General features: G+C 55.4%; 19 protein-coding genes, 1 pseudogene and 1 CRISPR repeat array. Of the genes and pseudogenes, 16 read left to right on the forward strand and 4 right to left on the reverse strand.

The annotated features are described in order from the left end of the window. The first annotated feature begins 143 nt into the window (after positions 1–143). A CRISPR array of direct repeats spans positions 144–2,555; the repeat unit is 36 nt; unit sequence ATTCTAACTGATTAGGATATGCGCACTGGCTGGAAC. A gap of 25 nt (positions 2,556–2,580) precedes the next feature. Then, positions 2,581–3,698, reverse strand: a protein-coding gene (locus VRY85_RS08125) for an IS3 family transposase (RefSeq protein WP_414598089.1) whose coding sequence is annotated in 2 segments (ribosomal slippage) — positions 2,581–3,437 and positions 3,437–3,698 — 1,119 coding nt in all. Because the reading frame shifts where the segments join, the coding sequence is not laid out codon by codon here. 181 nt (positions 3,699–3,879) lie between these two features. On the opposite strand from VRY85_RS08125, the gene VRY85_RS08130 reads away from it, so the two are divergent. Further along, on the forward strand, positions 3,880–4,869 hold the full coding sequence (locus tag VRY85_RS08130; RefSeq protein ID WP_414598090.1) for a Bug family tripartite tricarboxylate transporter substrate binding protein: 990 nt from the start codon (positions 3,880–3,882) through the stop codon (positions 4,867–4,869). Between the two features lie 36 nt (positions 4,870–4,905). On the opposite strand, the gene VRY85_RS08135 is transcribed toward VRY85_RS08130, so the two are convergent. Then, the gene (locus tag VRY85_RS08135; protein WP_414598091.1) at positions 4,906–5,946 is read right to left on the reverse strand and encodes an AraC family transcriptional regulator ligand-binding domain-containing protein; all 1,041 of its coding nucleotides are present in this window, start codon (positions 5,944–5,946) and stop codon (positions 4,906–4,908) included. Positions 5,947–6,240: 294 nt separating this feature from the next. Between VRY85_RS08135 and VRY85_RS08140 the strand changes: the two genes are divergently transcribed. The 11 genes from VRY85_RS08140 to VRY85_RS08190 all read left to right on the forward strand — a co-directional run bounded on the left by VRY85_RS08140 (position 6,241) and on the right by VRY85_RS08190 (position 17,962). Continuing rightward, on the forward strand, positions 6,241–7,074 hold the full coding sequence (locus VRY85_RS08140; protein ID WP_414598092.1) for an ABC transporter ATP-binding protein: 834 nt from the start codon (positions 6,241–6,243) through the stop codon (positions 7,072–7,074). Positions 7,075–7,085: 11 nt separating this feature from the next. Continuing rightward, positions 7,086–7,964, forward strand: a complete 879-nt coding sequence (locus VRY85_RS08145) for a branched-chain amino acid ABC transporter permease (RefSeq protein ID WP_414598247.1) — start codon at positions 7,086–7,088, stop codon at positions 7,962–7,964. Further along, positions 7,964–9,004 (forward strand): branched-chain amino acid ABC transporter permease, encoded by a 1,041-nt coding sequence (locus VRY85_RS08150; protein WP_414598093.1) that lies wholly within the window; start codon positions 7,964–7,966, stop codon positions 9,002–9,004. Before VRY85_RS08145 ends, VRY85_RS08150 begins: the two co-directional genes overlap by 1 nt. Positions 9,005–9,067: 63 nt before the next feature. Then, positions 9,068–10,198, forward strand: coding sequence for an ABC transporter substrate-binding protein (locus VRY85_RS08155; RefSeq protein ID WP_414598248.1), 1,131 nt, complete (start codon positions 9,068–9,070; stop codon positions 10,196–10,198). A 3-nt stretch (positions 10,199–10,201) separates the two neighbouring features. Beyond that, on the forward strand, positions 10,202–11,014 hold the full coding sequence (locus VRY85_RS08160; RefSeq protein WP_414598094.1) for an ABC transporter ATP-binding protein: 813 nt from the start codon (positions 10,202–10,204) through the stop codon (positions 11,012–11,014). Position 11,015: 1 nt separating this feature from the next. Continuing rightward, the gene (locus VRY85_RS08165) at positions 11,016–12,833 is read left to right on the forward strand and encodes an AMP-dependent synthetase/ligase (RefSeq protein ID WP_414598095.1); all 1,818 of its coding nucleotides are present in this window, start codon (positions 11,016–11,018) and stop codon (positions 12,831–12,833) included. Between the two features lie 11 nt (positions 12,834–12,844). After that, the gene (locus tag VRY85_RS08170) at positions 12,845–13,654 is read left to right on the forward strand and encodes an enoyl-CoA hydratase/isomerase family protein (protein WP_414598096.1); all 810 of its coding nucleotides are present in this window, start codon (positions 12,845–12,847) and stop codon (positions 13,652–13,654) included. Between the two features lie 101 nt (positions 13,655–13,755). Continuing rightward, positions 13,756–14,889 carry an acyl-CoA dehydrogenase family protein gene (locus VRY85_RS08175; RefSeq protein WP_414598097.1) on the forward strand — a complete coding sequence of 378 codons (1,134 nt, stop codon included), beginning with the start codon at positions 13,756–13,758 and terminating at the stop codon, positions 14,887–14,889. Positions 14,890–14,898: 9 nt separating this feature from the next. Next, positions 14,899–16,089: a thiolase family protein gene (locus VRY85_RS08180; protein WP_414598098.1), complete on the forward strand. Its 1,191-nt coding sequence runs from the start codon at positions 14,899–14,901 to the stop codon at positions 16,087–16,089. 68 nt (positions 16,090–16,157) lie between these two features. Then, positions 16,158–16,973 (forward strand): aldolase/citrate lyase family protein, encoded by an 816-nt coding sequence (locus tag VRY85_RS08185; protein WP_414598099.1) that lies wholly within the window; start codon positions 16,158–16,160, stop codon positions 16,971–16,973. Between the two features lie 41 nt (positions 16,974–17,014). Continuing rightward, entirely contained in the window at positions 17,015–17,962 is a 948-nt protein-coding gene (locus tag VRY85_RS08190; RefSeq protein ID WP_414598100.1) for an aldo/keto reductase, read from the forward strand. Positions 17,963–18,003: 41 nt separating this feature from the next. On the opposite strand, the gene VRY85_RS08195 is transcribed toward VRY85_RS08190, so the two are convergent. Beyond that, positions 18,004–18,903: a LysR family transcriptional regulator gene (locus tag VRY85_RS08195; protein WP_414598101.1), complete on the reverse strand. Its 900-nt coding sequence runs from the start codon at positions 18,901–18,903 to the stop codon at positions 18,004–18,006. A gap of 104 nt (positions 18,904–19,007) precedes the next feature. Here VRY85_RS08195 and VRY85_RS08200 point away from each other — a divergent pair, with 104 nt between their 5' ends. The 3 genes and pseudogenes from VRY85_RS08200 to VRY85_RS08210 all read left to right on the forward strand — a co-directional run bounded on the left by VRY85_RS08200 (position 19,008) and on the right by VRY85_RS08210 (position 21,348). After that, positions 19,008–19,844 carry a DODA-type extradiol aromatic ring-opening family dioxygenase gene (locus tag VRY85_RS08200; RefSeq protein WP_414598102.1) on the forward strand — a complete coding sequence of 279 codons (837 nt, stop codon included), beginning with the start codon at positions 19,008–19,010 and terminating at the stop codon, positions 19,842–19,844. 39 nt (positions 19,845–19,883) lie between these two features. Continuing rightward, a complete protein-coding gene (locus VRY85_RS08205) occupies positions 19,884–20,678 on the forward strand; it encodes an SDR family NAD(P)-dependent oxidoreductase (RefSeq protein WP_414598103.1) in 795 nt (264 codons plus the stop codon). Positions 20,679–20,882: 204 nt separating this feature from the next. After that, positions 20,883–21,348 (forward strand): annotated as a pseudogene (locus tag VRY85_RS08210) (cytochrome b). A gap of 24 nt (positions 21,349–21,372) precedes the next feature. On the opposite strand, the gene VRY85_RS08215 reads toward VRY85_RS08210, so the two are convergent. Continuing rightward, positions 21,373–22,320 carry a LysR substrate-binding domain-containing protein gene (locus VRY85_RS08215; RefSeq protein ID WP_414598104.1) on the reverse strand — a complete coding sequence of 316 codons (948 nt, stop codon included), beginning with the start codon at positions 22,318–22,320 and terminating at the stop codon, positions 21,373–21,375. Between the two features lie 98 nt (positions 22,321–22,418). On the opposite strand from VRY85_RS08215, the gene VRY85_RS08220 reads away from it, so the two are divergent. Then, on the forward strand, positions 22,419–23,579 hold the full coding sequence (locus VRY85_RS08220) for an acyl-CoA dehydrogenase family protein (RefSeq protein WP_414598105.1): 1,161 nt from the start codon (positions 22,419–22,421) through the stop codon (positions 23,577–23,579). Positions 23,580–23,583 lie beyond the last annotated feature (4 nt).

A 23,583-nucleotide genomic window follows, 5' to 3' on the forward strand; every position in this document is an offset into this window, starting at 1 on the left:
GCCATACGCGTGACTGGAACCCGGTCGGTGAGGTGTGGTTAAACCCGCCGAAGGAACATGCCGCAGCGCCTCAAGAATTGAATCACGCGGCATGAAGAAAACGGACATCATTGTTGACAAACACCGGTTCAGACGAAGAGCGAATTCTAACTGATTAGGATATGCGCACTGGCTGGAACACCTGGGCCTGGGTGCCACACCAGCGGAAAATTCTAACTGATTAGGATATGCGCACTGGCTGGAACAGCGGCGGTTGCGCGTTGAATGGAGGCAATATTCTAACTGATTAGGATATGCGCACTGGCTGGAACGGCCTTGGCCTGTAGCTCAGACTTCAGAACATTCTAACTGATTAGGATATGCGCACTGGCTGGAACCTGGATGGTGATTGCGATATGCGCTCCCAGATTCTAACTGATTAGGATATGCGCACTGGCTGGAACTATGGACGCACGGCCCCGCGCCAAGGGGGGATTCTAACTGATTAGGATATGCGCACTGGCTGGAACCGCCGGTCAGCCGAACGCCTGGCCTGGTGCATTCTAACTGATTAGGATATGCGCACTGGCTGGAACTGCACCACGAAGCCATTGCCGATCTGGACAATTCTAACTGATTAGGATATGCGCACTGGCTGGAACTTCCACAAACAACTCAATTGGCCGCTCTTTATTCTAACTGATTAGGATATGCGCACTGGCTGGAACAATGGTGTAGAAGGCACGCTTGCGCAGATCATTCTAACTGATTAGGATATGCGCACTGGCTGGAACTTGATGGCTGGCCTAGAGTGCTACGCGAATATTCTAACTGATTAGGATATGCGCACTGGCTGGAACTTGGGCGGCGTATTCAGGTCAGTGATGTACATTCTAACTGATTAGGATATGCGCACTGGCTGGAACCTGAATGGCATACTGCCGTTCTCGGGCCTGATTCTAACTGATTAGGATATGCGCACTGGCTGGAACCGGCGGCCTACCCTGGCATTAGCGACCCGAATTCTAACTGATTAGGATATGCGCACTGGCTGGAACTTCCAGCTTCCCGTTCTTCGCGGATCTACGATTCTAACTGATTAGGATATGCGCACTGGCTGGAACGGGCGGGGCCAGCGCCTTTTTACGGCCAAAATTCTAACTGATTAGGATATGCGCACTGGCTGGAACCACCGTTTTGTGTGCATCACGGACATGGATATTCTAACTGATTAGGATATGCGCACTGGCTGGAACCCGCGCGAAGTGCGCCCTAGCTGCCGATAGATTCTAACTGATTAGGATATGCGCACTGGCTGGAACTAGAAATCGACATGCCAGAGGCCGTTACGTATTCTAACTGATTAGGATATGCGCACTGGCTGGAACGAACCACGCCGTTGGCCGACTTAATCCCATATTCTAACTGATTAGGATATGCGCACTGGCTGGAACCAGATTGGACTCGCCGTCGATCAGGTATGTATTCTAACTGATTAGGATATGCGCACTGGCTGGAACACGGATGGCAAGCGCAAAAAAGCCCGCTCGATTCTAACTGATTAGGATATGCGCACTGGCTGGAACGTCTCCGGTGCGCTCCATTTCGGCCGTAAGATTCTAACTGATTAGGATATGCGCACTGGCTGGAACTAGCGTCTTGCATTCTTTTGCAACTACTACATTCTAACTGATTAGGATATGCGCACTGGCTGGAACATTACGAGTGGTGTAGATCAGTTCCATGAGATTCTAACTGATTAGGATATGCGCACTGGCTGGAACGGCAATAACATGCGGGTAATCGCCAGCGTTATTCTAACTGATTAGGATATGCGCACTGGCTGGAACTGTTGCGCCACTCGGTCAACGAACGGCATAATTCTAACTGATTAGGATATGCGCACTGGCTGGAACTGATCCAGCAATTCATCATCGGTCGGTCGTATTCTAACTGATTAGGATATGCGCACTGGCTGGAACTACAGTGTCCACATCACCATTGGCTGTGAAATTCTAACTGATTAGGATATGCGCACTGGCTGGAACTACGCTTAGGGTGTTGCGACCACGGTCCTTATTCTAACTGATTAGGATATGCGCACTGGCTGGAACTCTGCTGCGCGCCATCCGGCTGATGCAAAAATTCTAACTGATTAGGATATGCGCACTGGCTGGAACTTCGTCATCAATCGAGACGGTGACCGTGGAATTCTAACTGATTAGGATATGCGCACTGGCTGGAACCTGAAAGGAGTGCTGTCATGAGCGAAGTCAATTCTAACTGATTAGGATATGCGCACTGGCTGGAACTCAGGCCGTAGGCGGCGCCACCGGTGAAGGATTCTAACTGATTAGGATATGCGCACTGGCTGGAACTAAGCTATCCATCTGGCATGAGGAGAGGTTATTCTAACTGATTAGGATATGCGCACTGGCTGGAACGTAGGACACCCACGGTGCACCGTCAGCGGTATTCTAACTGATTAGGATATGCGCACTGGCTGGAACAACAAAGCTGATCAAGCACAAGAAATCATGATTCTAACTGATTAGGATATGCGCACTGGCTGGAACACGCCCGATACCGTAAGCTCCCCCGTCAAGTAGACATTGGCTGATAGAGATTCGGAGCATAGGTTGGCCGAGGCATGAACTGCACCGGCGGGACGCCGCCCAACGATTCGTGCGGACGGTATTCGTTGTAATCAACTAGCCACTGATTGGTGATTGCCTGTACCTGTTCCAGGTTTGCAAACAAATGAGCATCGAGCACTTCGGTTCGGTAAGTTCGATTGAAGCGCTCGATAAAAGCATTCTGGTTGGGTTTTCCGGGCTGGATATAGCGTATTGCAATGCCTTTGCGCGCAGCCCATTCTGTGAATGCCTCAGAAATTAGTTTCGGCCCATTGTCCAGGCGTATGGCATCTGGCGCGCCGTAATACTCAACTAAGCGACTCAGAACCCGGATCAGCCGTGCTGATGGAATCGATGTACCGATTCCGATGGCCAGACATTCTCGGTTCGCTTCGTCAATCACGTTCAGCGTGCGGAACCGGCGACCACAGTAAAGCGCATCGTGCATAAAGTCCAATGCCCAGCAACGGTTAGGTTCGGTCGCCAGATCCAATGGCTGGCGCGGCCGATCCGGCAAACGTTTCCTAGTTCGTCGAGGCAAGTTCAAACCCATGTCGCAATACACCCGATGGACGCGTTTCTTGTTCCAGCCGCGGCCATCAAGCCGTAGCCGGGTATAGCACTTCCAGAACCCCCAGCGCCCGTGCTTCGCCACGATCGCGTTGAGTTCATCAATGACCTCAGCATCCCGTTCAGATGCCGGTATTGGCCTTTTGTAGTACGCCGCCCGCGACAGGCCAGCAATCCGACAGGCGCGTGTAATCGAGAGTTTGGACTGCACCAACTGTTCGACCACGTCGCGCCTGGCTGACGGCGTCAGGATTTTCGATTTAGAACATCCTTGATCGCTGCGTTTTCTAGTGCCAGATCGGCATACATGCGTTTGAGACGGGCATTTTCGGCCTCCAGCTCACGCAATCTCTGCAGCTCCGAGACCTCGACGCCGGAATACTTGCTCTTCCAGTTGTAATACGTCGCTGCACTGATGCCGTGTTTGCGGCACAGTTCGGCAACCGGCAAACCGGCTTCGCCTTCCTTTAACACCGCCACAATCTGGCTTTCTGTAAATCTGCTCTTCTTCAAGGGAGTCTCCATATCCGGGAGGCTCCGAAATTCTACCGACTAACGTCTACTCACAGGGGGAGCTTACGCTACCATACCCGATTGACATACTTGGCAGATCACCCGCATAGTATGCATACATACAATATTCAAACGGGTATTTATGTCATTGCATCTTTACCCATAACATCAGGAGACAAATATGTTGAACAAGTTCAGGCCCCGTCGTTCGGTTTTAATGGCGATGGGGGCACTGGCGCTGTCCGCCGCTTTGCCGCTGCAGGCGCAGGATGTCGGCGACTGGCCGAACAAACCCATACATCTCATCGTGCCTTATGCTCCGGGTGGGGCAACGGATGTCACGGCACGCATTGTTTCGCACCGGTTGGGCGAAAGGCTGGGGCAATCTGTGGTGGTGGAGAACCGCGGTGGGGCAAACGGTACGATCGGCACATCGGCCGTCGCGCGTGCCAAGCCTGATGGCTATACGCTGCTGTTAAATACCGCAGGCGCTCAAACGCTGAGCCCTTTGTTGTATGACACGGCAGATTACGATGGGCTGGATAGCTTTGAGCCCGTCAGCCTGATCGCTCGCCTAAGTTTTGTGTTGGTCACTCACCCCTCCGTGCCAGCGAATACCGTGCAGGAACTCGTGAGCCTGATCAAGAAGACTCCGAACGATTTTTCGATTTCGTCAGGCAGCGCCATCATGGGCCTGATGAACGAGCATTTCAAAAGCATTATCGGTGCGCCGGAAGTGGTCAATGCGCAATACCGGGGCACGGGTCCACAGCTCACAGCGGTAGTGAGTGGCGAGGTTCAAATGACATTCGACCCGTTTCATGGCATGGCCATGATTGAAGCGGGCCGTGTAAAGCCGTTGGCGGTGTTGTCCGACAAGCGCTCTTCAGTACTGCCCGATGTTCCCACGATGAAGGAAGCCGGTATTGAAGGCATGGACTTCACTTCCTGGGCCGCATTGCTGGCGCCCAAGGGCACGCCGCAGCCCATCGTTGATAAACTGTACACTGAACTGAAGGCTGTTCTGGAAATGCCCGAAGTGCGGGAGCAACTGGAAAATATCGACTACGAAGTGGTGGGCAGCACCCCGCAGGAATTGGCCGAAACAATTAAAAATGACACCGCGCGGTGGGCGGAAATTATCAAGACCAGCCCATACAAGCCGTCCTGATCTGACATACCGTCGCGACGGCAGGTGTTTTACCGCTTACGGCAGTGGCAGGCGCTTTTTAAACGCCAGCAACTGCCGTTTTCTGTATGCGCCAGGAGCGCTACCCGTCCATTGGCGAAAGGCCCGGTTGAAGGCAGCAGGGTCTTCAAACCCTAGCTTGCTGCCAATCTGCGCCACGGGTTGTGAGGTCTTATTCAGCAGCTCAATGGCCAGGTCGCGCCTGAGCTTGTCCTTGGTCTGTTGAAAGGTTGTTCCTTCTTCCGACAAGCGTCGCGCCAGTGTGCGCGGCGAGGTATGCAGAGCATGGGCGACTTCGGTAACAGTTAGGGGTTGATCCAGCCGGTCTTTCAGAAAATCCCGGAGCTGGTGCGTATGGGGCCGGTTGGTATCGGAGAAATAGAACCAGTCCATCGGGGCATTGCGTATGAACAGCCCAAGAGAGGTCTGATCCTGCCGAATGGGTTCGCTCAGGTAGGCCGGGTCCATATATAAGGCGGTGACGGGTTCGTTGAAATAAACGGGCCCCGGGTAAAGGTGCTCGTATTCGGCCGCATGGGCGGGCTCGGCGAACGTGAAACCAATCCGCACAAAGGGGATTTTTCTTGCGATCAGCCACGATGTGACCCCCTGCATCAGCATGAGCATGAGTTCCAGTGCCAGAACACGTGTTTCCCCCAGATTTTTCTTTTCGTGCAAGGCGATGCGTACCAGCCCTTCCGCTGTACGGCTGATCTCAAACTGCACGTCGTCGTTCACCAGCCGGAAAAAATTGCGAAACCGGTTCAGAGCAATGCTGAGCTGCGATGCGTCGAGCATAATCATGCACAAATACTTTAGCGTGCCGTTGCGCAAAGGCCGTGAAAACAGGCCCACGGTTTCATCATCCATTCTGATGGCAATCAGGCGGTACAGCAGCGCAAAGCTTTCCATGGTGGTGCGGGACCCTTCAAGCTGAAGCAACTGGGGTGATAGGCCGGCCTGGGGGATGCTGCGCGGGTCAAAACCGGGCGATTTTGAGGCGCTGGCCAGCAGTGCGTTAGCGAAGCGCGCTGAGATGCTTTGGGCTTGATGAGACATGGCGGGCTTGTATGGATGGTGATGACGGGTGAGGTGGTTTAGTCTTTTTGATTGCTTAGGAAAGGAGTTGATTGAAGTTTAAGAAGAATGGCAGGATCTGCATATTTTTAGTCGCAGTCTGTCATTTTTGATCTTGGTCTCTTATCCTAGAATGATATTCAAATATAGATTCGGCCAAGCCTGATAGGTACTTTCACTAGTGGTAATGTATCTTGTTTATCGGGTACTGGTTGGCATAGAAAGCAAAATAATAGCGGGCAGGTCGTAGAGGCCTTATGCACCGAGGAGACAAACATGGACTCACCCAAACCTGAGCCCATACTGGCGCTTAGCGACATTACGCTGGCATTTGGCGGCGTGCGTGCTTTGAACTCAGTGGGGTTCGAGGTCGCGCCCAATACGATTACTACCGTAATCGGCCCGAATGGCGCCGGTAAAACATCACTTTTCAATACGATTTCCGGTTTCTATACCCCGCAATCGGGTTCGATCCGCTTTGAAGGGCAGGACATCACGCGGGTCGCGCCTCCAGAGCGTGCCAGGCTGGGCCTAGCGCGCAGCTTTCAGAATATTGCGTTATTCCGCGGTATGACTGTTCTGGACAACATCAAGCTGGGGCGTCATGCGCATTTGCGTACCAACGTGCTGGATGCTCTGTTCTACATGGGGCGGGCGCGGCGTGAAGAGCTCGAACTGCGTCGTGAAGTCGAAGAGCGCATCATCGACCTGCTGGAAATCGACCATATCCGTCACCATCCGGTAGCCGCCTTGCCCTATGGCTTGCAGAAGCGGGTGGAAATGGCACGCGCGCTGGCCATCCAGCCCAAGGTTCTGATGCTTGACGAACCCGTGGCGGGCATGAACCGTGAAGAAACCGAAGACATGGCGCGTTTTATTCTGGATGTCCGGGAAGAATGGGGCATCACAGTGCTGATGGTCGAGCACGACATGGGCATGGTGATGGATCTCTCCGATCACGTGGTGGTACTGAACTTTGGCCAAGTCATTGCCAGTGGCACCGCCAGCGAAGTGCAGGCCAACCCTGAAGTCATACGCGCTTACCTGGGGTCTGGCGACATCTCTGATTTACGCAAGAAATTGCGTCATGAAGCCGTTGCGGGAGTGTGATCGGCATGGATATGGATTGGTTGTTTTTTGCGGAAATCACCCTGGCAGGGCTGGGCGCGGGTGGTTTGTATGCGCTCACTGGGCTGGCCTTTGTCATCATTTACAAAAGCACCGGGGTCGTAAACCTCGCCATTGGCGAAATGTTAATGCTGGGCGCCTACTTGTGCTTCGGCTTGGCCACGGGAATGGGCTTACCAATCTGGGTGGCCATTGCATTGGCGATTGTTGGTAGCGGCCTGGCCGGTGGGGTGATCGAACGCATTGCGATTCGTCCCATGTTGGGCGAATCGCCGATCTCTGTGTTCATGGTCACCGTGGGCCTGGCTTCTGTGTTGATCGGCGTGGTCGAGCTGATCTGGACGGCTGACCCTCGGCGCATGCCCAACATCGTTCCAGACACAGCCATTTTTATTGGTGAAGCCTTTGTTTCATCCAAAGTCTTTTACGGCTTCATCGTTACTGTTGTTCTGATCAGCATTGTGTTGCTTGTGTTCCGTTACTGGCGCGGCGGCGTGGCTTTGCGTGCTACTGCCTCCGATCAGCCCGCCGCCTATTCCATGGGGATAAACGTGCCCCGTGTGTTTTCGCTGTCGTGGGTGGTGGCGGCCATGATTGCCGCGGTTGCGGGGGTGATTGTCGGCTCCATCGGTGGCATATCTCCGGCCATGGGTATTTTCGGGTTGTCCGTGCTGGTGGTGGTCATTGTCGGCGGGCTCGATAGCGTGCTTGGGGCCTTGGTGGCCGGCATGGCCATCGGGCTGATCGAAGCCTGGGCCAGTGGTTTTCTGGGAGGCGAATACAAAATTGTCGCCACATTCATTGTTCTGATCGTGGTACTGATGATCCGTCCCTACGGGTTGTTTGGCACACGCGAAATCGAGAGGCTGTAATGCGCATCGGTACGGCTAAATATACCTATCAGCATGACGAGGCACTGTTCGACAGTCGTACGCAGTACGCCTGGCTGGCAATCCTGGCGTGTGCGTTGGTGGCGTTTCCTTTCCTAGCCAATGAATACTGGCTTTATCTGGCCTGCTTGGTCGCCATCAATATTGGCAGTGCAACCGGGCTCAACATTCTTACCGGCTACACCGGGTTGGTCAGCCTTGGGCAGGCGGCGTTCATGGGGCTGGGGGCGTATACCGTAGCCGTTCTTGAGGGTTCGCTGGGCTTGCCGGTGCTGGTCAATCTGCTGGCGGGCGGTGCGGTGGCCATGTTGGGCGGCTTCATCGTGGGGATTCCTTCCTTGCGGGTCAAGGGGCTGTATCTGGCTATTGCCACCATTGCCGCGTCCATGATTCTGCATTTTGTATTTTCTAACTGGACATCGGTAACCGGCGGCACTGCGGGCCTCACCGTGGCGCCCGCGCGCTTTTTCGGCATTGACCTTGACACTGCGTTCCGCTTTTACTGGATGGTGGTTCCCATCACCATTCTGATGCTTCTGGGGGCTGCCAATCTGTTCCGCACCCGCATTGGCAGGGCGTTCATCGCCATTCGCGACCGCGATATTTCTGCCGAGGTGCTTGGCATTCCTTTGCTGCGTTACAAGCTGCTGTCCTTTGGTATTTCCTCGTTTTACGCCGGGGTGGCGGGCGGCTTGTGGGCGTACTTCTTCCGCAGCATCACACCGGAAAGCTTTCCGCTCACCATGTCCATCTTCTTCCTCACGGCCATTATCGTGGGCGGAATGGGTACCTTGTTGGGCAGCATCCTTGGGGCTACGTTCATCACCATGGTGCCCGAAGCATTGAAACTCATAGTGGGCTGGCTGCCGATTTCGGCTGATGCCACCCTGATTCTTTCACCCGTGCGAACCATTGTGTTTGGTTTGCTGATTATCGGGTTTCTGATTTTTGAACCGTTGGGTCTGCAGGAAATCTGGCGTCGAACGCAGCGGTTCTTCCATTTGTGGCCATTCAGGTCATAAATATAAAAACCAGGAGACAACATGAAACTGAAAACGATGAAGCATTGGCTGGCGGGTACGGTCATGGCAGGTTTGCTGGGTACTGCCGCCATGACCCATGCCGCCGAAAAAGAAATTGTGATTGGCGGCTCGATCCCCATGAGCGGTGTGTTTGCCTTTGCAGGCATTGGTATCCACGCAGGCATTCAGGATTACGTGAAAATTGTGAATGACGCTGGTGGGATAGAAGGGCATATGCTGCGCTATGTGCCCGAAGACAGTGGCTACAAGGTGGACGTTTCCGTTGCCGCTTTTAAGAAGATCACTAGCCAAAACGATGTCAATTTTTACTATGGGGATTCCACCGGTTTCAGCAAGACGATCAACCCGGAGTTGAATCGGGCTAATAGTATTTTGATGTCGGGAGCTTCCTTCGCCACCGAGCTTAACGACCCTGAGAAATTCCCCTTCCAGTTCATTCCCGGCCCTGACTACACCGAGATGTTCGGCATCATGCTGCGCTACATCGCTCAAGAAAAGCCGGGCGCAAAGGTTGCGTTCATTTACTCCGATACGGAATTCGGCCGTGACCCGATCGACGAAAGCCGCAAGGTTGCGGAAGATCTTGGCCTGAGTGTGCCGCTGGAAATCATGACGCCGCCGGGTAGCGTTGATGTCTCTACAGAAATCGCCAAGCTGCGCCGCGCACGCCCTGATTACGCCATTTTCCATGGCTACATCCTTGGCCCCATTCCAGAGTTCATCGGTCAGGCCCGCACCATGGGCATGGACACTCAGTTCATGGGCACCTTCTGGACAATGGACAACTCCACCGTCATGCAAATGAAGGACGTCGCAGATGGCTTCATGGGCGTCATGCCTTATCGCTACTACTACGATGATTCTGCTCCCGCGCCCATGCTGGAGAAAATCCGCGAAATGCGTCCTGAGTATCAGAACGTTCCGTATATCCAGGGCTTTTTGTCCGCCATGCTGTATGCCGAAACCGCGCGCCGCACTCTGGCAGCTGGCAAGCCTCTGACGGCAGAAAATATGAAGGCCGCCCTGAACACCATCGAAAACTTTGATACAGGCGGCCTGATTGGCGTGCCAATCACGATTCGCGGCAACTCCATTCCGGTGGGCCGTATCTATCGGGCAGATGTAAGTGCCGGAAAAATGGTGCCTGCGTCTGATTGGATCGTTCTGGAGTAAAGCATGACAGCGGCCGCCACAGTTCTCGAACTGAACAATATCGAGGTTTTCTATAACAAGAGCGTCCAGGTGCTGCGCGGCCTGTCGTTAAAGGTGCAGCAGGGTCAGATCGTGGCCCTGCTGGGCTCCAACGGCGCAGGCAAAAGCACAACCCTGAAAGCCATTTCCGCATTGCTGGAACTTGAAGACGGCGAACTCACCGATGGCGTGATCAGCTTTGAAAGCCGGGATATCAAGGCGCACAAGCCTCATGATCTCGTGCGAGCCGGGCTGTTCCACATTATGGAAGGGCGTCGTGTCTTTGAAGACCTCACTGTCGAGGAAAACTTGGTGGCCGCGACATACGCGTTGAGCGGACGCTCGGGCGTAAAGCCGGATTTCGATCTCGTGTATGAGTATTTTCCGCGTCTGCATGAACGGCGCGGCAGTTTGGCCGGTTATCTGTCTGGCGGCGAACAGCAGATGCTGGCCATTGGGCGAGCTTTGATCGCCCGACCCAAACTGATTCTGCTCGATGAGCCCTCCCTTGGGCTGGCACCTTTACTGGTCGAGGATATTTTCCAGATCATTGCCCGCATCAATGCCGAACAAGGCGTGTCCATGCTGTTGGTGGAACAGAATGCCTCGGTTGCTCTGGCTGTCGCGCATTATGGCTACATCATGGAAATGGGAAAAATCGTTACCGATGGGCCTGCGGACTATTTGGCTGAAGACCCGGATGTGCGGGAGTTCTACCTCGGCGTAGGGGGAAGCGGCGAGACCAAGAGTTTCCGTCAAATCAAACATTACAAGCGTCGTAAGCGGTGGCTGTCCTGATATGAGCAACTTTTCGATTTCTGATCTGACCTTGCCGCAGATGTTGCGCGAGCGCGCACGCATGCACCCGCAGAAGGTGGCTTTGCACCAGAAAGACTATGGCATCTGGCAGCCGATTACCTGGCAGGATTATTTTCAACGCTCGGGTTGGTTTGGTCTGGGCCTGCGTTCACTGGGAATGGAACCCGGCGCTCATGTGGGCATTATTTCCGAGAACCGCGCTGAGTGGGTGTTGGCCCAGATGGGCTGCGGCCTTGTAGGCGCGGTGGCCGTGGGGGTGTATCCAACTAGCCCGGCGCCCGAAGTCTCTTACGTGCTGGCTCACGCCGATGTGGAAATCGTTGTGTGTGAAGACCAGGAACAAGCGGACAAGGTTGCCGAATCCCTGGATGAGCTGCCTCGGGTCAAGCATATTGTCATCATTGAAAAAGATGGTTTTCGCAATACCGACCCGCGGATTGCTGACCGTGCTATGACCTTCGATGAAGTGGAAGCAGCGGGGCGCGAATACGAAGCACAGCATAGCGGGCTGATTGAGGGCGTGCTGTCGCAACAAACCATGGATGACATCGCCCTGATGATCTACACGTCGGGATCCACGGGCAAGCCCAAGGGGGCGATGATCAGCTATCGCAATATCCATGGGGTATCTCCGGGGATTATCGACAGGTTGGAACTCACCGAAAACTCCAGCCACCTCTCTTACTTGCCGCTGTGTCACGTAGCGGAGCAAATGCTGACGACTTTCGCCCCCATCTATTTAGGGTCGGTGGTGAACTTTGGCGAATCCATACGCACGGTGCAGGAAGACTTGCGCGAAATCGCACCTTCATTATTTCTGGGCGTGCCGCGTATTTGGGAAAAACTACATTCTTCCATCATGATTAAGATCAGCGAAACGGGGCCATTCCGCCGTTGGCTGTTTAACCGTGCATTGGCTGCGTGCGAGCCTTTTGCTTACAAGCCCAAGGAAAAACGTAGTTTTACAGAATCCCTGACTTTCACTTTTTGGTATTGGGTGATTCTGCGTGCTTTGCACAATTACACAGGCTTGCGTCGCTGCCATGTGGCGCTGACTGGCGCCGCGCCGGTGCCGCCTGCCGTGGTGAGGTTTTTTCGTGTCATTGGTGTGCCGCTTGTAGAGGTTTACGGGCTGACCGAATCCACCGGCATGATTACCGGGCAGTCCCTGGACGACCCGCATCCCACATCAGTCGGTACTGTCACGAAAGGGGTGGAGTACCAAGTGGATGCCAACACGGGAGAACTACTTATACGCGGGCCCATGGTCTTTGCCGGTTACTACAAAAACCCCGAGGCCACTGCAGAAACTATCCGGGACGGCTGGCTTTACACGGGTGACGTTGTGGCCGAGCGCAATGGCCAGCTCTACATTGTTGACCGCATGAAAGACATCATGATTACGGCGGGGGGCAAAAATATTACGCCGTCTGAGATCGAGAACATCATGAAGGGCAGCCCCTACATCAAGGAATGCATTGTGGTGGCCGACGGGCGTCGCTTTGTCTCCGCCTTGATTCAGATTGATTTCGAAACCGTAGGCAAATGGGCGGAAAGCAAACGCATTGCGTTCACACATTTCCGTTCGCTTGTGGAAAATCCCGCCGTCAATGAGCTGATTCAGAACGAGGTGGCTGCCGGTAATGCTGCACTTGCACCGGTGGCCAACATCAGGCGCTTTCATCTCCTGACCAAGGAGCTGGACCACGACGACGGCGAAGTTACCGCAACCATGAAAGTAAAGCGCAGCAGTATTTATAAAACCTATGCGGTTGAAATTGATGCGCTCTATGCCTGAGTGAACACACTATGACAAACCAGAAAACGGGCGAACCGGTGCTGCTAAGTATCAAGGACGGTGTCGCCATCCTGACCTTGAATAACGCTTCACAACGGAACAGTGTTAATGCACCTATGGCGGCGGCACTGAACCAGCGACTTGATGAGGTTGAAGCGGCTCGCGCCACGCTGAAGGGGTTGCTACTGGTCGCGGAAGGGGAGCACTTCTGTGTGGGCGGGGATATTCGTTACTTTGAAGCACTGCTGGGTCAGCCCGAGGCTATGCGGTCGGGGTTGGGTGCATTGATTTCCGACCTCAATCGGGCTGTGGCGCGTATTGATGCGCTCCCGTTTCCTGTGATTGCGCTGGTGCAGGGCGCGGCAGCCGGTGCGGGCTTATCACTGGCGCTGGCCAGCGATATTGTCATCGCCACGGATGATGCGCGCTTTGTCATGGCCTATAGCGGCTTAGGGGCGACGCCTGATGGCGGCGGCTCTTGGAGTCTGCCGCGTCGCGTCGGCCAACAATTGGCTTTGTATATGTATTTATTCAATGATCCTCTGGATGCGGAGCAAGCGCGGGCCGCCGGCCTGGTGGCTAAGGTTGTGAGTCGTTCCGCGTTGCAGGAAACCACGCAGACATTGGCGCAACGCCTTGCCCAGGGCTCGCGCCCCGCACAGAACGCGGGTAAAGCGCTGATACGCCGTGGCATGCAGACAAGCCTTGAGTCTGCGTTGCAGAACGAAAAATCACAGTTTCTAGAGCTCGCCACGCAGAGTGATTTCGACGAGGGAGTGAAAGCCTTCGGGCAAAAGCGTCCGCCTCATTTCACACTGTAAGCAAAACTGAACCATTTTATTTTTATGTGTGCTGAGTGCTCAGGCATTCGGCAGGGACGGCTGCCGCCCTGAACAAAGGCCAAGCCAAGAAAGGAAGAGCTATGCAGTTTCAATTGAATGAAGAGCAGCGCCAGATTCAGGCTCTGGCCGAGCAGTTCTCCAGAAATGAAATTCAGCCACGCGCTGCGGCGGCAGATCGCGCGGCTGCGTTTCCCATGGAGGTACAAGAGCAAGCCGTAGCATTGGGGCTGGTGAATACCACATTGCCCGAATCGCTGGGCGGCCAGGGCTTGGGCAGCCTGGAGTTAGTGTTGATTACCGAGGCTTTGTGCCGCGGGTGTCTGGGCATTGGTACGGCACTGTGTATTAATGCCCTGGCATCTGAGCCCATTCTGATTGCGGGCAATGATGCGCAGAAAGAAGAGTATTTGGGGCGTATTGCTCAGGGCGCGCTGGCCAGTTTTGCCCTGACCGAGCCTGCTGCAGGGTCGGACGTGGCAGGCATCCGCACCCGCGCCGAACGAGTGGCCGGAGGTTATCGCTTGTCGGGCGGGAAAATCTGGATTTCCAACGCCACGCTGGCGGAATTTTTTGTGGTGTTCGCCAAGACCGACCCGGATCTTGGCTACAAAGGCATGACAGCCTTTATCGTGCCGGCGGACAGCCCGGGTCTGACTGTGGGCGAACCCCTGTCCAAGCTAGGCCAGAAAGCAGCCCCTACGGCAGAGGTGTTCTTTGACCAAGTCTTTGTGCCGGATTCACTGCGACTGGGGGAAGAGGGCAGCGGTTTTACCTTGGCCATGAAGGTGTTCGACCGCTCCCGCCCCATGGTGGCGGCGTTTGGTGTGGGGTTGATCCAGCGCTGCATGGATGAGGCGCTGGCTTATGCCAGCCAGCGTGAATCCATGGGCAAGACCTTGATGGGGCATCAGGCCATCGCTCACCGTTTGGCAGATATGCGGGTACGGCTGGAAGCCGCTCGCCTGCTGGCCTATCAGGCAGCTTGGCGCCTCGACAACGGCCAGACCAACACCATTGAGGCCTCGATGGCAAAACTGTATGCCGCGGATGCCGCCATGTGGGCGGCAACCGAAACCGTACAGATATTCGGCGGCATGGGCTATTCCACAGAATACCCGGCTGAAAAACTGTTTCGTGATGCAAAGGTACTACAGATCTACGAAGGCACATCGGAAATCCAGCGCAATATCATTGCGCGCGAACTGAGCATATAAGGAAGAGACATGGTTACGCTTGCCTTGAATCAGCCCGTCATCATTGACGCCATTCGTACCCCTTTTGGCCGTCGCGGCGGCGTTTTGCGGGAATATCGTCCGGATGCCTTACTAGCAACCGTGTTACAGCAACTCATGCAGCGTAACCCTGTGGCGGGGGAACGTGTGGGTGACGTTCTGGCAGGTTGTGTCAGCCAGGCAGGCGAACAGGGCGCCAACATCAGTCGTCAGGCCTTGCTGCTGGCGGGCCTGCCGGAAACGGTTCCCGGCGTCACCATGAACCGTATGTGCGGCTCCAGCCAGCATGCGGTACACACGGCGTCCCAGGCAGTGGGGGTGGGGGATATGGATTTCGCCATTGCCTGCGGGGTGGAAAGCATGAGTCGCGTCCCCATGTTTCTCGACCTCACTCTAGGCAAACATGATTTCACCGGTTTCGATAATCTGCATCCCGACCTGGTGCGTCGCTTCGATATTCCTCACCAGGTGGAAAGTGCTGAGCGCATTGCAGAGCACTGGAAGCTGAGTCGTTCCGAGCTGGATGATTACGCAGTAGAAAGCCACCGGCGTGCCGAGGCCGCGCGCGCAGCAGGGCTGCATACAGAAATTATTCCCGTGGACGGTGTCAATAAAGAGGGCGGGCCGGTCAGCGTAACGGCTGACGAAGGTATTCGGGCCGTGATTGACCGCGAACGCATGGAACAGATGGCCCCGGTTTTCAGGCCGGCATCGGAAGGCGTGGTGACAGCGGCGAATGCCAGCCAGATGTCTGATGGCGCGGCGGCTGTATTGGTAGGGAACTACGGCCAGGTGCGTGATTCAGGCATGAATGCCCAAGCGTATTTCCGTTCTCGCGTGGTGACGGGGTCTGACCCCATTATGCAATTGACGGGAATTATTCCCGCCGCGCGGCTTGCTCTGCAGAAAGCCGGCTTGTCGATTCAGGACATGGACTGGATCGAGGTCAACGAAGCTTTTGCTAGTGTCGCATTGTGCTTTCAGCGTGAGTTCGACCCTGATATGGAAAAGTTCAACCCCTGGGGTGGGGCGATTGCGCATGGCCACCCGCTGGGCGCAACCGGTGCAGGTTTAATGGCGAAAATGCTGGCTGGCCTGCGTCAGGTGGATGGCCAGTTCGGCTTGCAGGTGATGTGCATTGGCCATGGCATGGCAACAGCAACTGTCATTGAAAGGTTGTAAAAACCGCTTCAGTTAATCTATAGGCTTGTTTCACTCTGCCGACAGGCAGTTAACCAAGCCTATATTTCATGCTCCCTATCAATACCTTTAAAAAGGCCCTGCAGGCGGGCCAACCTCAGATCGGTGTCTGGTCCACCATTCCCTCCCCTTATGTTTCCGAGCTTGTCGGTGGGGCAGGGTTTGACTGGGTGCTGCTGGACACCGAACATACCCCAACCGATGTGCCTTTGGTGATGTCGCAGCTACAAGCACTGGCCGCGGCACAACCTGCGCCGGGGCGGCCGGCTTCCCATGCGGTGGTTCGACCCGCCTGGAACGATATCGTGCTGATCAAGCGCTATCTCGATCTGGGTGTACAGACCTTGTTGCTGCCTTTTGTACAGAACGCCCAAGAGGCGACCGAGGCGGTGCGTGCCATCCGCTATGCACCACAAGGCTTGCGCGGCATGGGGGGCTCAACGCGTGCCTCCAACTTTGGGCGCACACACGACTACGTCCAGCGCGCGGCTGATGAACTTTGCCTTTTGGTGCAAGTGGAGACCGCTGAGGCCTTGGATAACTTGGAAGCGATTGCTGCAGTAGATGGCGTGGATGGCATTTTCATCGGCCCGGCCGACCTTTCCGCCAGCTTAGGCTATCCCGGCCAGCCCGGTCATCCCACCGTGACACAGGTCATCAACGACACGATTGGCCGCATCCGCGCGTGCGGTAAAGCGCCGGGTATTCTCATGCTGAATGAATCGCGGGCGCGGGAATGCCTGGAGCTGGGGGCGCAGTTTGTCGCAGTCGCTTTGGATACGGTGTTGTTGCGCGACAGCGTGGATGCCATCGCTGCCCGTTTCTGCGGCAGCCACCAAGAGTCTGGCGCCCCCAGTACATACTGAAATCGCTGCGGTTTCTTTAACCGCGAAGTCACAGGAGCAAGATGATGAAAAGAGCATTGGGTCGTTCAGGGCTGAGTATTGCGCCTCTGGTGTTCGGGGCGAATGTTTTCGGTTGGACGGCGGACAAGCAGCGTTCTTTTGAGCTGCTGGATCGTTTCGTCGAGGCGGGCTTCGATGCCATTGATACGGCCGATATGTATTCAACCTGGGTGCCGGGCAATCAAGGCGGCGAATCTGAAACCATTATTGGTGAATGGATGAAGAATCGTGACTGCCGCAACCGTATTGTTTTGATCACCAAGGTTGGAATGGAAATGCCCGCCGGAAAAGGGCTTTCTGCCGCCTGGATAGAGCGAGCAGTGGAAGATTCCCTACGTCGTTTGCAGACGGATCGGATCGACCTGTATTTTTCCCACCTCTTCGATGCCGATGTGCCGGTGGAAGAAACCCTGCAGGCATATGATCGTTTGATCGCTGCCGGCAAGGTACGCGCCATCGGGGCATCCAACCACACCGCTGAGCAACTGGAAAGAGCGTTGAATGCTGCCCAGACCGAGGGTTTGCCTCGCTATGAAGTGTTGCAGCCTGAATACAATCTGTACGATCGTGACAGCTATGAAGGGCCTTTGCGCGAGCTGGCAATCCAAAAAGGCCTGGGAGTCATTACCTACTACAGTTTGGCCAGCGGCTTCTTGAGTGGCAAGTATCGTAGCAAGGCGGATCTGGATAAAAGCCCTCGCGGGGCGAGCATTGCGAAGTATTTCGATGCACGTGGCGAGCGTGTGCTGGCGGTGCTGGATGATGTCGCAGCCGCGCACCGGGCGACGCCGGCAGAAGTGGCGTTGGCGTGGTTGATGGCCCGTGAAGGCGTCACGGCGCCGATTGCCAGTGCCACTCAACTCGACCAGCTAGAAAGCCTGATTCGCTCGACTCAACTCGTTTTGTCGGACGATGAAATGCAAGCCCTGCACGAGGTGGGCGCAGCCTAGCAGGCGTATCAGGTTTCTACCCGCCTCCTGGCGCATGGCCGTCAGAAGCGTGTTTTTTCAAAAGCTTCCGCCAAGTAGTCGATCATGACCCGGACTTTGGCGGGAGGCCGCCGGTCGGGCGGGTAGAGGACATGAATACCGCCCAACTCCATGGGTGGGTGGTCGAGTTCCAGTTCGGTGAGCAGCCCGGCTTTTAATGCCTCGTCGACAATGAAGCGCGGCTGGTAAATAATGCCTTGCCCTTGAATGGCAGCAGCCAGCAGGGCATCGCCATTATTTGCGATGAAATTACCTTCTACCGCGACGGAATGTTCTCCGTGTACGCCGAAGTGCCATTTCTTCGAACTCTGCATGTTCGATAAGGTGTAGCTCAGGCAGTTGTGCTGGGTGAGGTCGGCGATGCGGCGCGGCATGCCACGCTCGTCCAGGTACTGCGGGGCGGCACAGACCAGCATGCTGCAGTTTCCCAGTCGCCGCGCTTGCAGGGGGCTGTCCGCCAGTCGACCCACACGGATGGCGAGGTCCCAGTTCCCAGCGACAAGGTCGACCGAGATGTCGCTTAAGCCCAATTCTGTAATGACTTCGGGATGCCGTCGGCTGAACTCTGGAATCAGGGGTGCAATGTGACGGGCGCCGAAAGACAGCGGCACACTCATACGCAGCAACCCTGACGCTTTGACGCGTTGCGAGGCGGCAGCGGCTTCTGCCTCGTCGATATCGGCGAGGATACGCTGACAAGCGTCCAGGTAATTGTTACCTATTTCCGTGAGAGTCAGGCGGCGAGTGCTGCGATGAAATAGCTTGACGCCAAGCCGGGCTTCCAGCGCATTCACATGTTTGGTCGCCATAGCGGGTGACATGCCCAGCTGGCGTGCAGCGCCCGACAGGCTGCCTGCAACAGCGGCGCGTACAAACACGCGCATACTGGTCACTCTATCCATGCTGATTTACTACTATTAGTACGAAGTGTGTAACGATTTTAAGGGGTTCACTATCTAATAGCATTGACTCATACTTTAAACATCAAGATTTAAGGAGTCTAGTGATGACCACCTTTACACCTGACACAGCTGGAACCGGTAAGGGCCGCATGCCCACTTTATACATTCCCCACGGCGCCGGCCCGTGCTTTTTCATGGACTGGAACCCAGCGCATGCCTGGGACAATATGGCGGCTTTTTTGAAAGGAATAGAAGCCTCCTTGCCGCAAAAGCCGAAAGCCATTGTGCTGGTGTCCGGGCATTGGCTGGAGCCGCATTTCAGTGTGACTGGCCACCCACGGCCCGAGCTGATTTATGACTACTACGGCTTCCCTGCTCACACTTATGAGCTTAAGTATCCGGCGCCGGGAGCGCCCGACCTAGCAGCTGAACTTGTCGATTTGCTGGGGCAGCAGAAGCTGTCGGCTGCCGTGGATGAAGCGCGCGGTTTTGACCACGGCGTGTTCATTCCCATGAAACTGATGTTTCCTGCTGCGGACATCCCGGTGATTCAACTGTCACTGCGTAACGATCTTGACCCAGGTGCGCATCTGGACGCAGGGCGCGCCATCGCCGCGTTGCGAGATCAGGGCGTGCTCATTGTTGGCAGTGGCATGAGTTTCCACAATATGCGTGGCTATGGGGATACAAGGTATACACCTTTATCAGCAGAGTTTGACGCTTGGCTGACCACGGCGGTGGAAAGTGAACCTGAGCAAAGGTACGCCTTGCTGCAGAACTGGACGCAAGCGCCTCATGCGCGTGATTGTCATCCGCCTCGTGCAGAAGAGCATCTGCTGCCGCTGATGGTGGTCGCAGGCGCGGCCGGCGCAGACTCAGGCCGCAAAGTGTATTCAGAAGAAATCATGAAAACCACGATCTCGGCGTTTCGCTTTGAGTGAAGTGGGCTTCACATTTCAATAAGGATAGGAATTTAACCGATGAAAATTGATCTTTCTGGGAAAAACGCCATTGTTACCGGTTCGACGGGTGGTATCGGCTTAGCGATTGCGAGCGGCTTGGCCAACGCGGGGGCGACGGTCACACTGGTGGGGCGCCAACAGCGCAGCGTGGATGCCGCACTAGCCAAGCTACGTGAAGCAACAGGCAGCGGTGCCGCTCACGGCGTGGTGGCCGATGTTGGGACTATGGAAGGCTGTCAGGCGTTGATTGCTGCGCAACCTCAAGCGGACATTCTTATCAACAACCTTGGGATCTACGGCGCGCGCGAGTTTTTCGATATCGACGATGCGTTGTGGGAAGAATTCTTTCAGGTCAACATCATGAGCGGGGTGCGTCTGGCCCGCCATTATGCGCAAGGCATGCGTGAGCGTGGCTGGGGCCGGATTCAATTCATTTCAAGTGAATCGGCGTTGAATATTCCCACCGAAATGGTGCACTACGGGGTCAGTAAATCGGCGCTGCAAGGGCTGTCTCGTGGGCTGGCCAAGGTACTGGCCGGCACAGGCGTAACAGTCAACTCCATTCTTCCCGGCCCCACTCGCACAGAAGGCGCGGTGCAAATGATGAGTGACTTAGCCGCCGAAAGAGGCGTTACCCAGCAAGAAATGGAAGCGCTATTCCTGAAGGAAAATCGCCCCTCCACGCTGCTAGGCCGTTTTGCCAGCCCGGAAGAAGTGGCGAATTTGTGTGTCTATGCAGCCTCTGCACAAGCGAGCGCGACGACGGGCGCCGCCCTGAGAGTCGAAGGCGGCATTGTAGAAAGCATTATGTGACGCGATTTTGGTTATATTTCGGCAGCGATGCTGAAATTATTCGCCGAGGTCTCATTTAGAACTCTCGGCGGATGGCTCAGGTGAGGCTTGCCATCCAATGGCAATAATGATGTCTTAAAATGAAATATTAAGTTACTGGAGCTAAGCATGACCAACGACTCGCCCGAACGTTACGGCAGTATTTCTAGAATTTTCCACTGGGGTATGGCCATACTGCTAGTGTGGCAAGGGATGAAGTTCTTCGACCGCATCAACGATGGCGAACACTGGGTGGGCCAGACGCTGGTGCCGTTCCATGGGGGTATTGGTTCGGTGCTGCTTCTGCTGGTGGTGCTGCGCATCCTCTGGGCTCTGTCGCAACGGCGTAACCGGCCCGTGCAAGACCCAGCGACAGCGTTTCTCGTCAAGGTGGCACGTCCTGCTTTACGCAGGCATGCTGCTGATGCCGCTCACTGGGGTTATGTACCTGGTGGGCAGAGGCTTTGGCTGGAAGCCCTTTGGTATTGAATTGATTGCTGGCGGCCCGGAAATCCCCTGGATGGCCAGTGTAGGCGGCACCTTGCATTCACCCATCGCTTGGTTGCTGCTTATTATGGTGGTGGGCCACGTGGGCATTGCCTTGTTTCACAAGTTCGTGAAAAAGGACGATGTCCTGAGTCGCATGCTGTAATGCCACTCGGTCCTTGCCAGCGAGTCAGCCTGGCAAGGGCCTAAGATGTGCATCCCCCACCCATTTGGCCGGCCAAGCGCCGGATTCCACCATTTCCTGGATCACTTCCAGTATCAGTTGGACGACTGCAGAGCTAGCCACAGAACTGGGTCGGGTTGTATTAATGGCGCAGACTACGCGGCGCGACATGCGCCGATCGTCGATTTCGGTAGTGCGCAAACGGCCTTGAGCGACTTCTTCGGCTACCGATCCCAAGGGCAGAATGGTGTGGCCAATACCGGCTTCCACCGCCCGCTTCACGCTATTGAGCGATTCGATTTCCGCCACCACATTCAATTCCAGATTTTGCAGGGCGCAAGCGTCTTCAATGATGCGCCGCAGCCCGTGTTCCAGCCCCGGAAGCACTAATGGCGAGCGGGCGAGTTCCTGCATGGAAACGTTTTGCGGCAAGTCGTGCCGGGCGCTGGAGACAAGCACCAGTTGGTCGTCCAGCAAAGGTTGCTTGGAAAGCCCCGGTTCACTGGCATCATCGTAAAGCAGCGCCAAGTCTAGCCTGCCGGACTGCAGGCGTTCCCGTAGAAACCCGCTATAGGCTTCCACCACTTTTAGTTTGACTTGCGGCAACTGTTTCCGGCAGGCGCTGAGAATGGGCATGGTGGCCGCCAGCGCTACGGTGGTGGTCAGCCCCAGGGCGACCTCGCCGCTAGGGACTGTTGTGGATTGGCGCACGGCTTGGCGTGCGCGTTCGGCATCGGCCAGTACAACGCGGGCGTGCTCCAAGAACACCTTGCCGGCTTCGGTAGGGGTGACGCCGCGACTGGAGCGATCGAGCAGGCGCGCACCCAAGTCGTGTTCCAGTGCGGCAATCTGCTGGCCCAGCGCAGGTTGGGCCACATGCATGCGGCCAGAGGCCTTGAGCAGGCTTCCTGCTTCGCAAGCGGCGACAAAATAACGAAGTTGCCGAAGTTCCATGGTGGGTTGCTATATGTTTTATATCTAACGGATAGGTTGAATAAGTATTTCACAAATATCAAAGGAGTTTGCACAATAACGCCATCAAGGAGAACACCATGTACAACCAAACAGACGAATTTCAGGATATCCGTGACGCAGTGCGTCAGCTTTGCAGCCATTACCCCGATGAGTATTTCCGTAAGAAGGGTGAAGAGAGAGCCTATCCCGAGGAATTCGTAGACGCTTTGATGGAAGCCGGCTGGTTGTCCGCCATGATTCCTGAAGAGTATGGCGGCACGGGCCTGGGTCTGACTGCGGCTTCCGTCATCATGGAAGAGATTAACCGCTCCGGCGGTGATGCCAGTGCCGTGCATGGCCAGATGTACAACATGGGCACCCTGCTGCGTAGCGGCAGCAAAGAGCAGAAGGACAAATATCTTCCTGCTATTGCCGCCGGTAAATTGCGTATTCAGTCCATGGCGGTTACCGAGCCTACCACGGGTACCGACACTACCAAACTGAAAACCACCGCTGTTAAGAAAGGCGACCGTTACGTGGTGAACGGCCAGAAGGTCTGGATTTCGCGTGTGCAGCATTCCGACCTGATGATTCTGCTGGCTCGCACCACCCCGTTGGCCGAGGTCAAGAAGAAGTCCGAAGGCATGTCGATCTTTATCGTTGACCTGCACGAAGCCATTGGCAACGGCCTGACCGTCCGCCCGATTCCCAACCTCGTGAATCAGGAAACCAACGAGCTGTTCTTCGAAAACCTGGAAATCCCGGAAGAGAACCTGATTGGCGAAGAAGGCAGGGGCTTCAAATACATTCTGGAAGGCCTGAACGCTGAGCGTACGCTGATTGCTGCCGAATGTATTGGCGACGGCTACTGGTTTATCGACCGCGCCACCAAGTACGCCAACGAGCGTGTGGTGTTTGATCGCCCCATCGGCAAGAACCAGGGCGTGCAGTTCCCCATCGCGGATGCTTTCATCGAAGTCGAAGCTGCCAACCTCATGCGTTTTGAAGCCGCCCGCCGCTTTGATGCGCACGAAAACTGCGGTGCGCAAGCCAACATGGCTAAGTACCTGGCAGCCAAGGCCAGCTGGGAAGCGGCTAACGTCTGCTTGCAGACACACGGCGGTTTCGGCTTTGCCAACGAGTACGACGTCGAGCGCAAGTTCCGCGAAACGCGTCTGTATCAGGTTGCGCCGATTTCCACTAACCTGATCTACTCCTACATCGCCGAGCACGTGCTTGGCCTGCCACGTTCATTCTAAGAAA

This window comes from Achromobacter sp. F4_2707, assembly GCF_047501535.1.
Taxonomy (GTDB): Bacteria; Pseudomonadota; Gammaproteobacteria; order Burkholderiales; family Burkholderiaceae_B; genus Yanghanlia.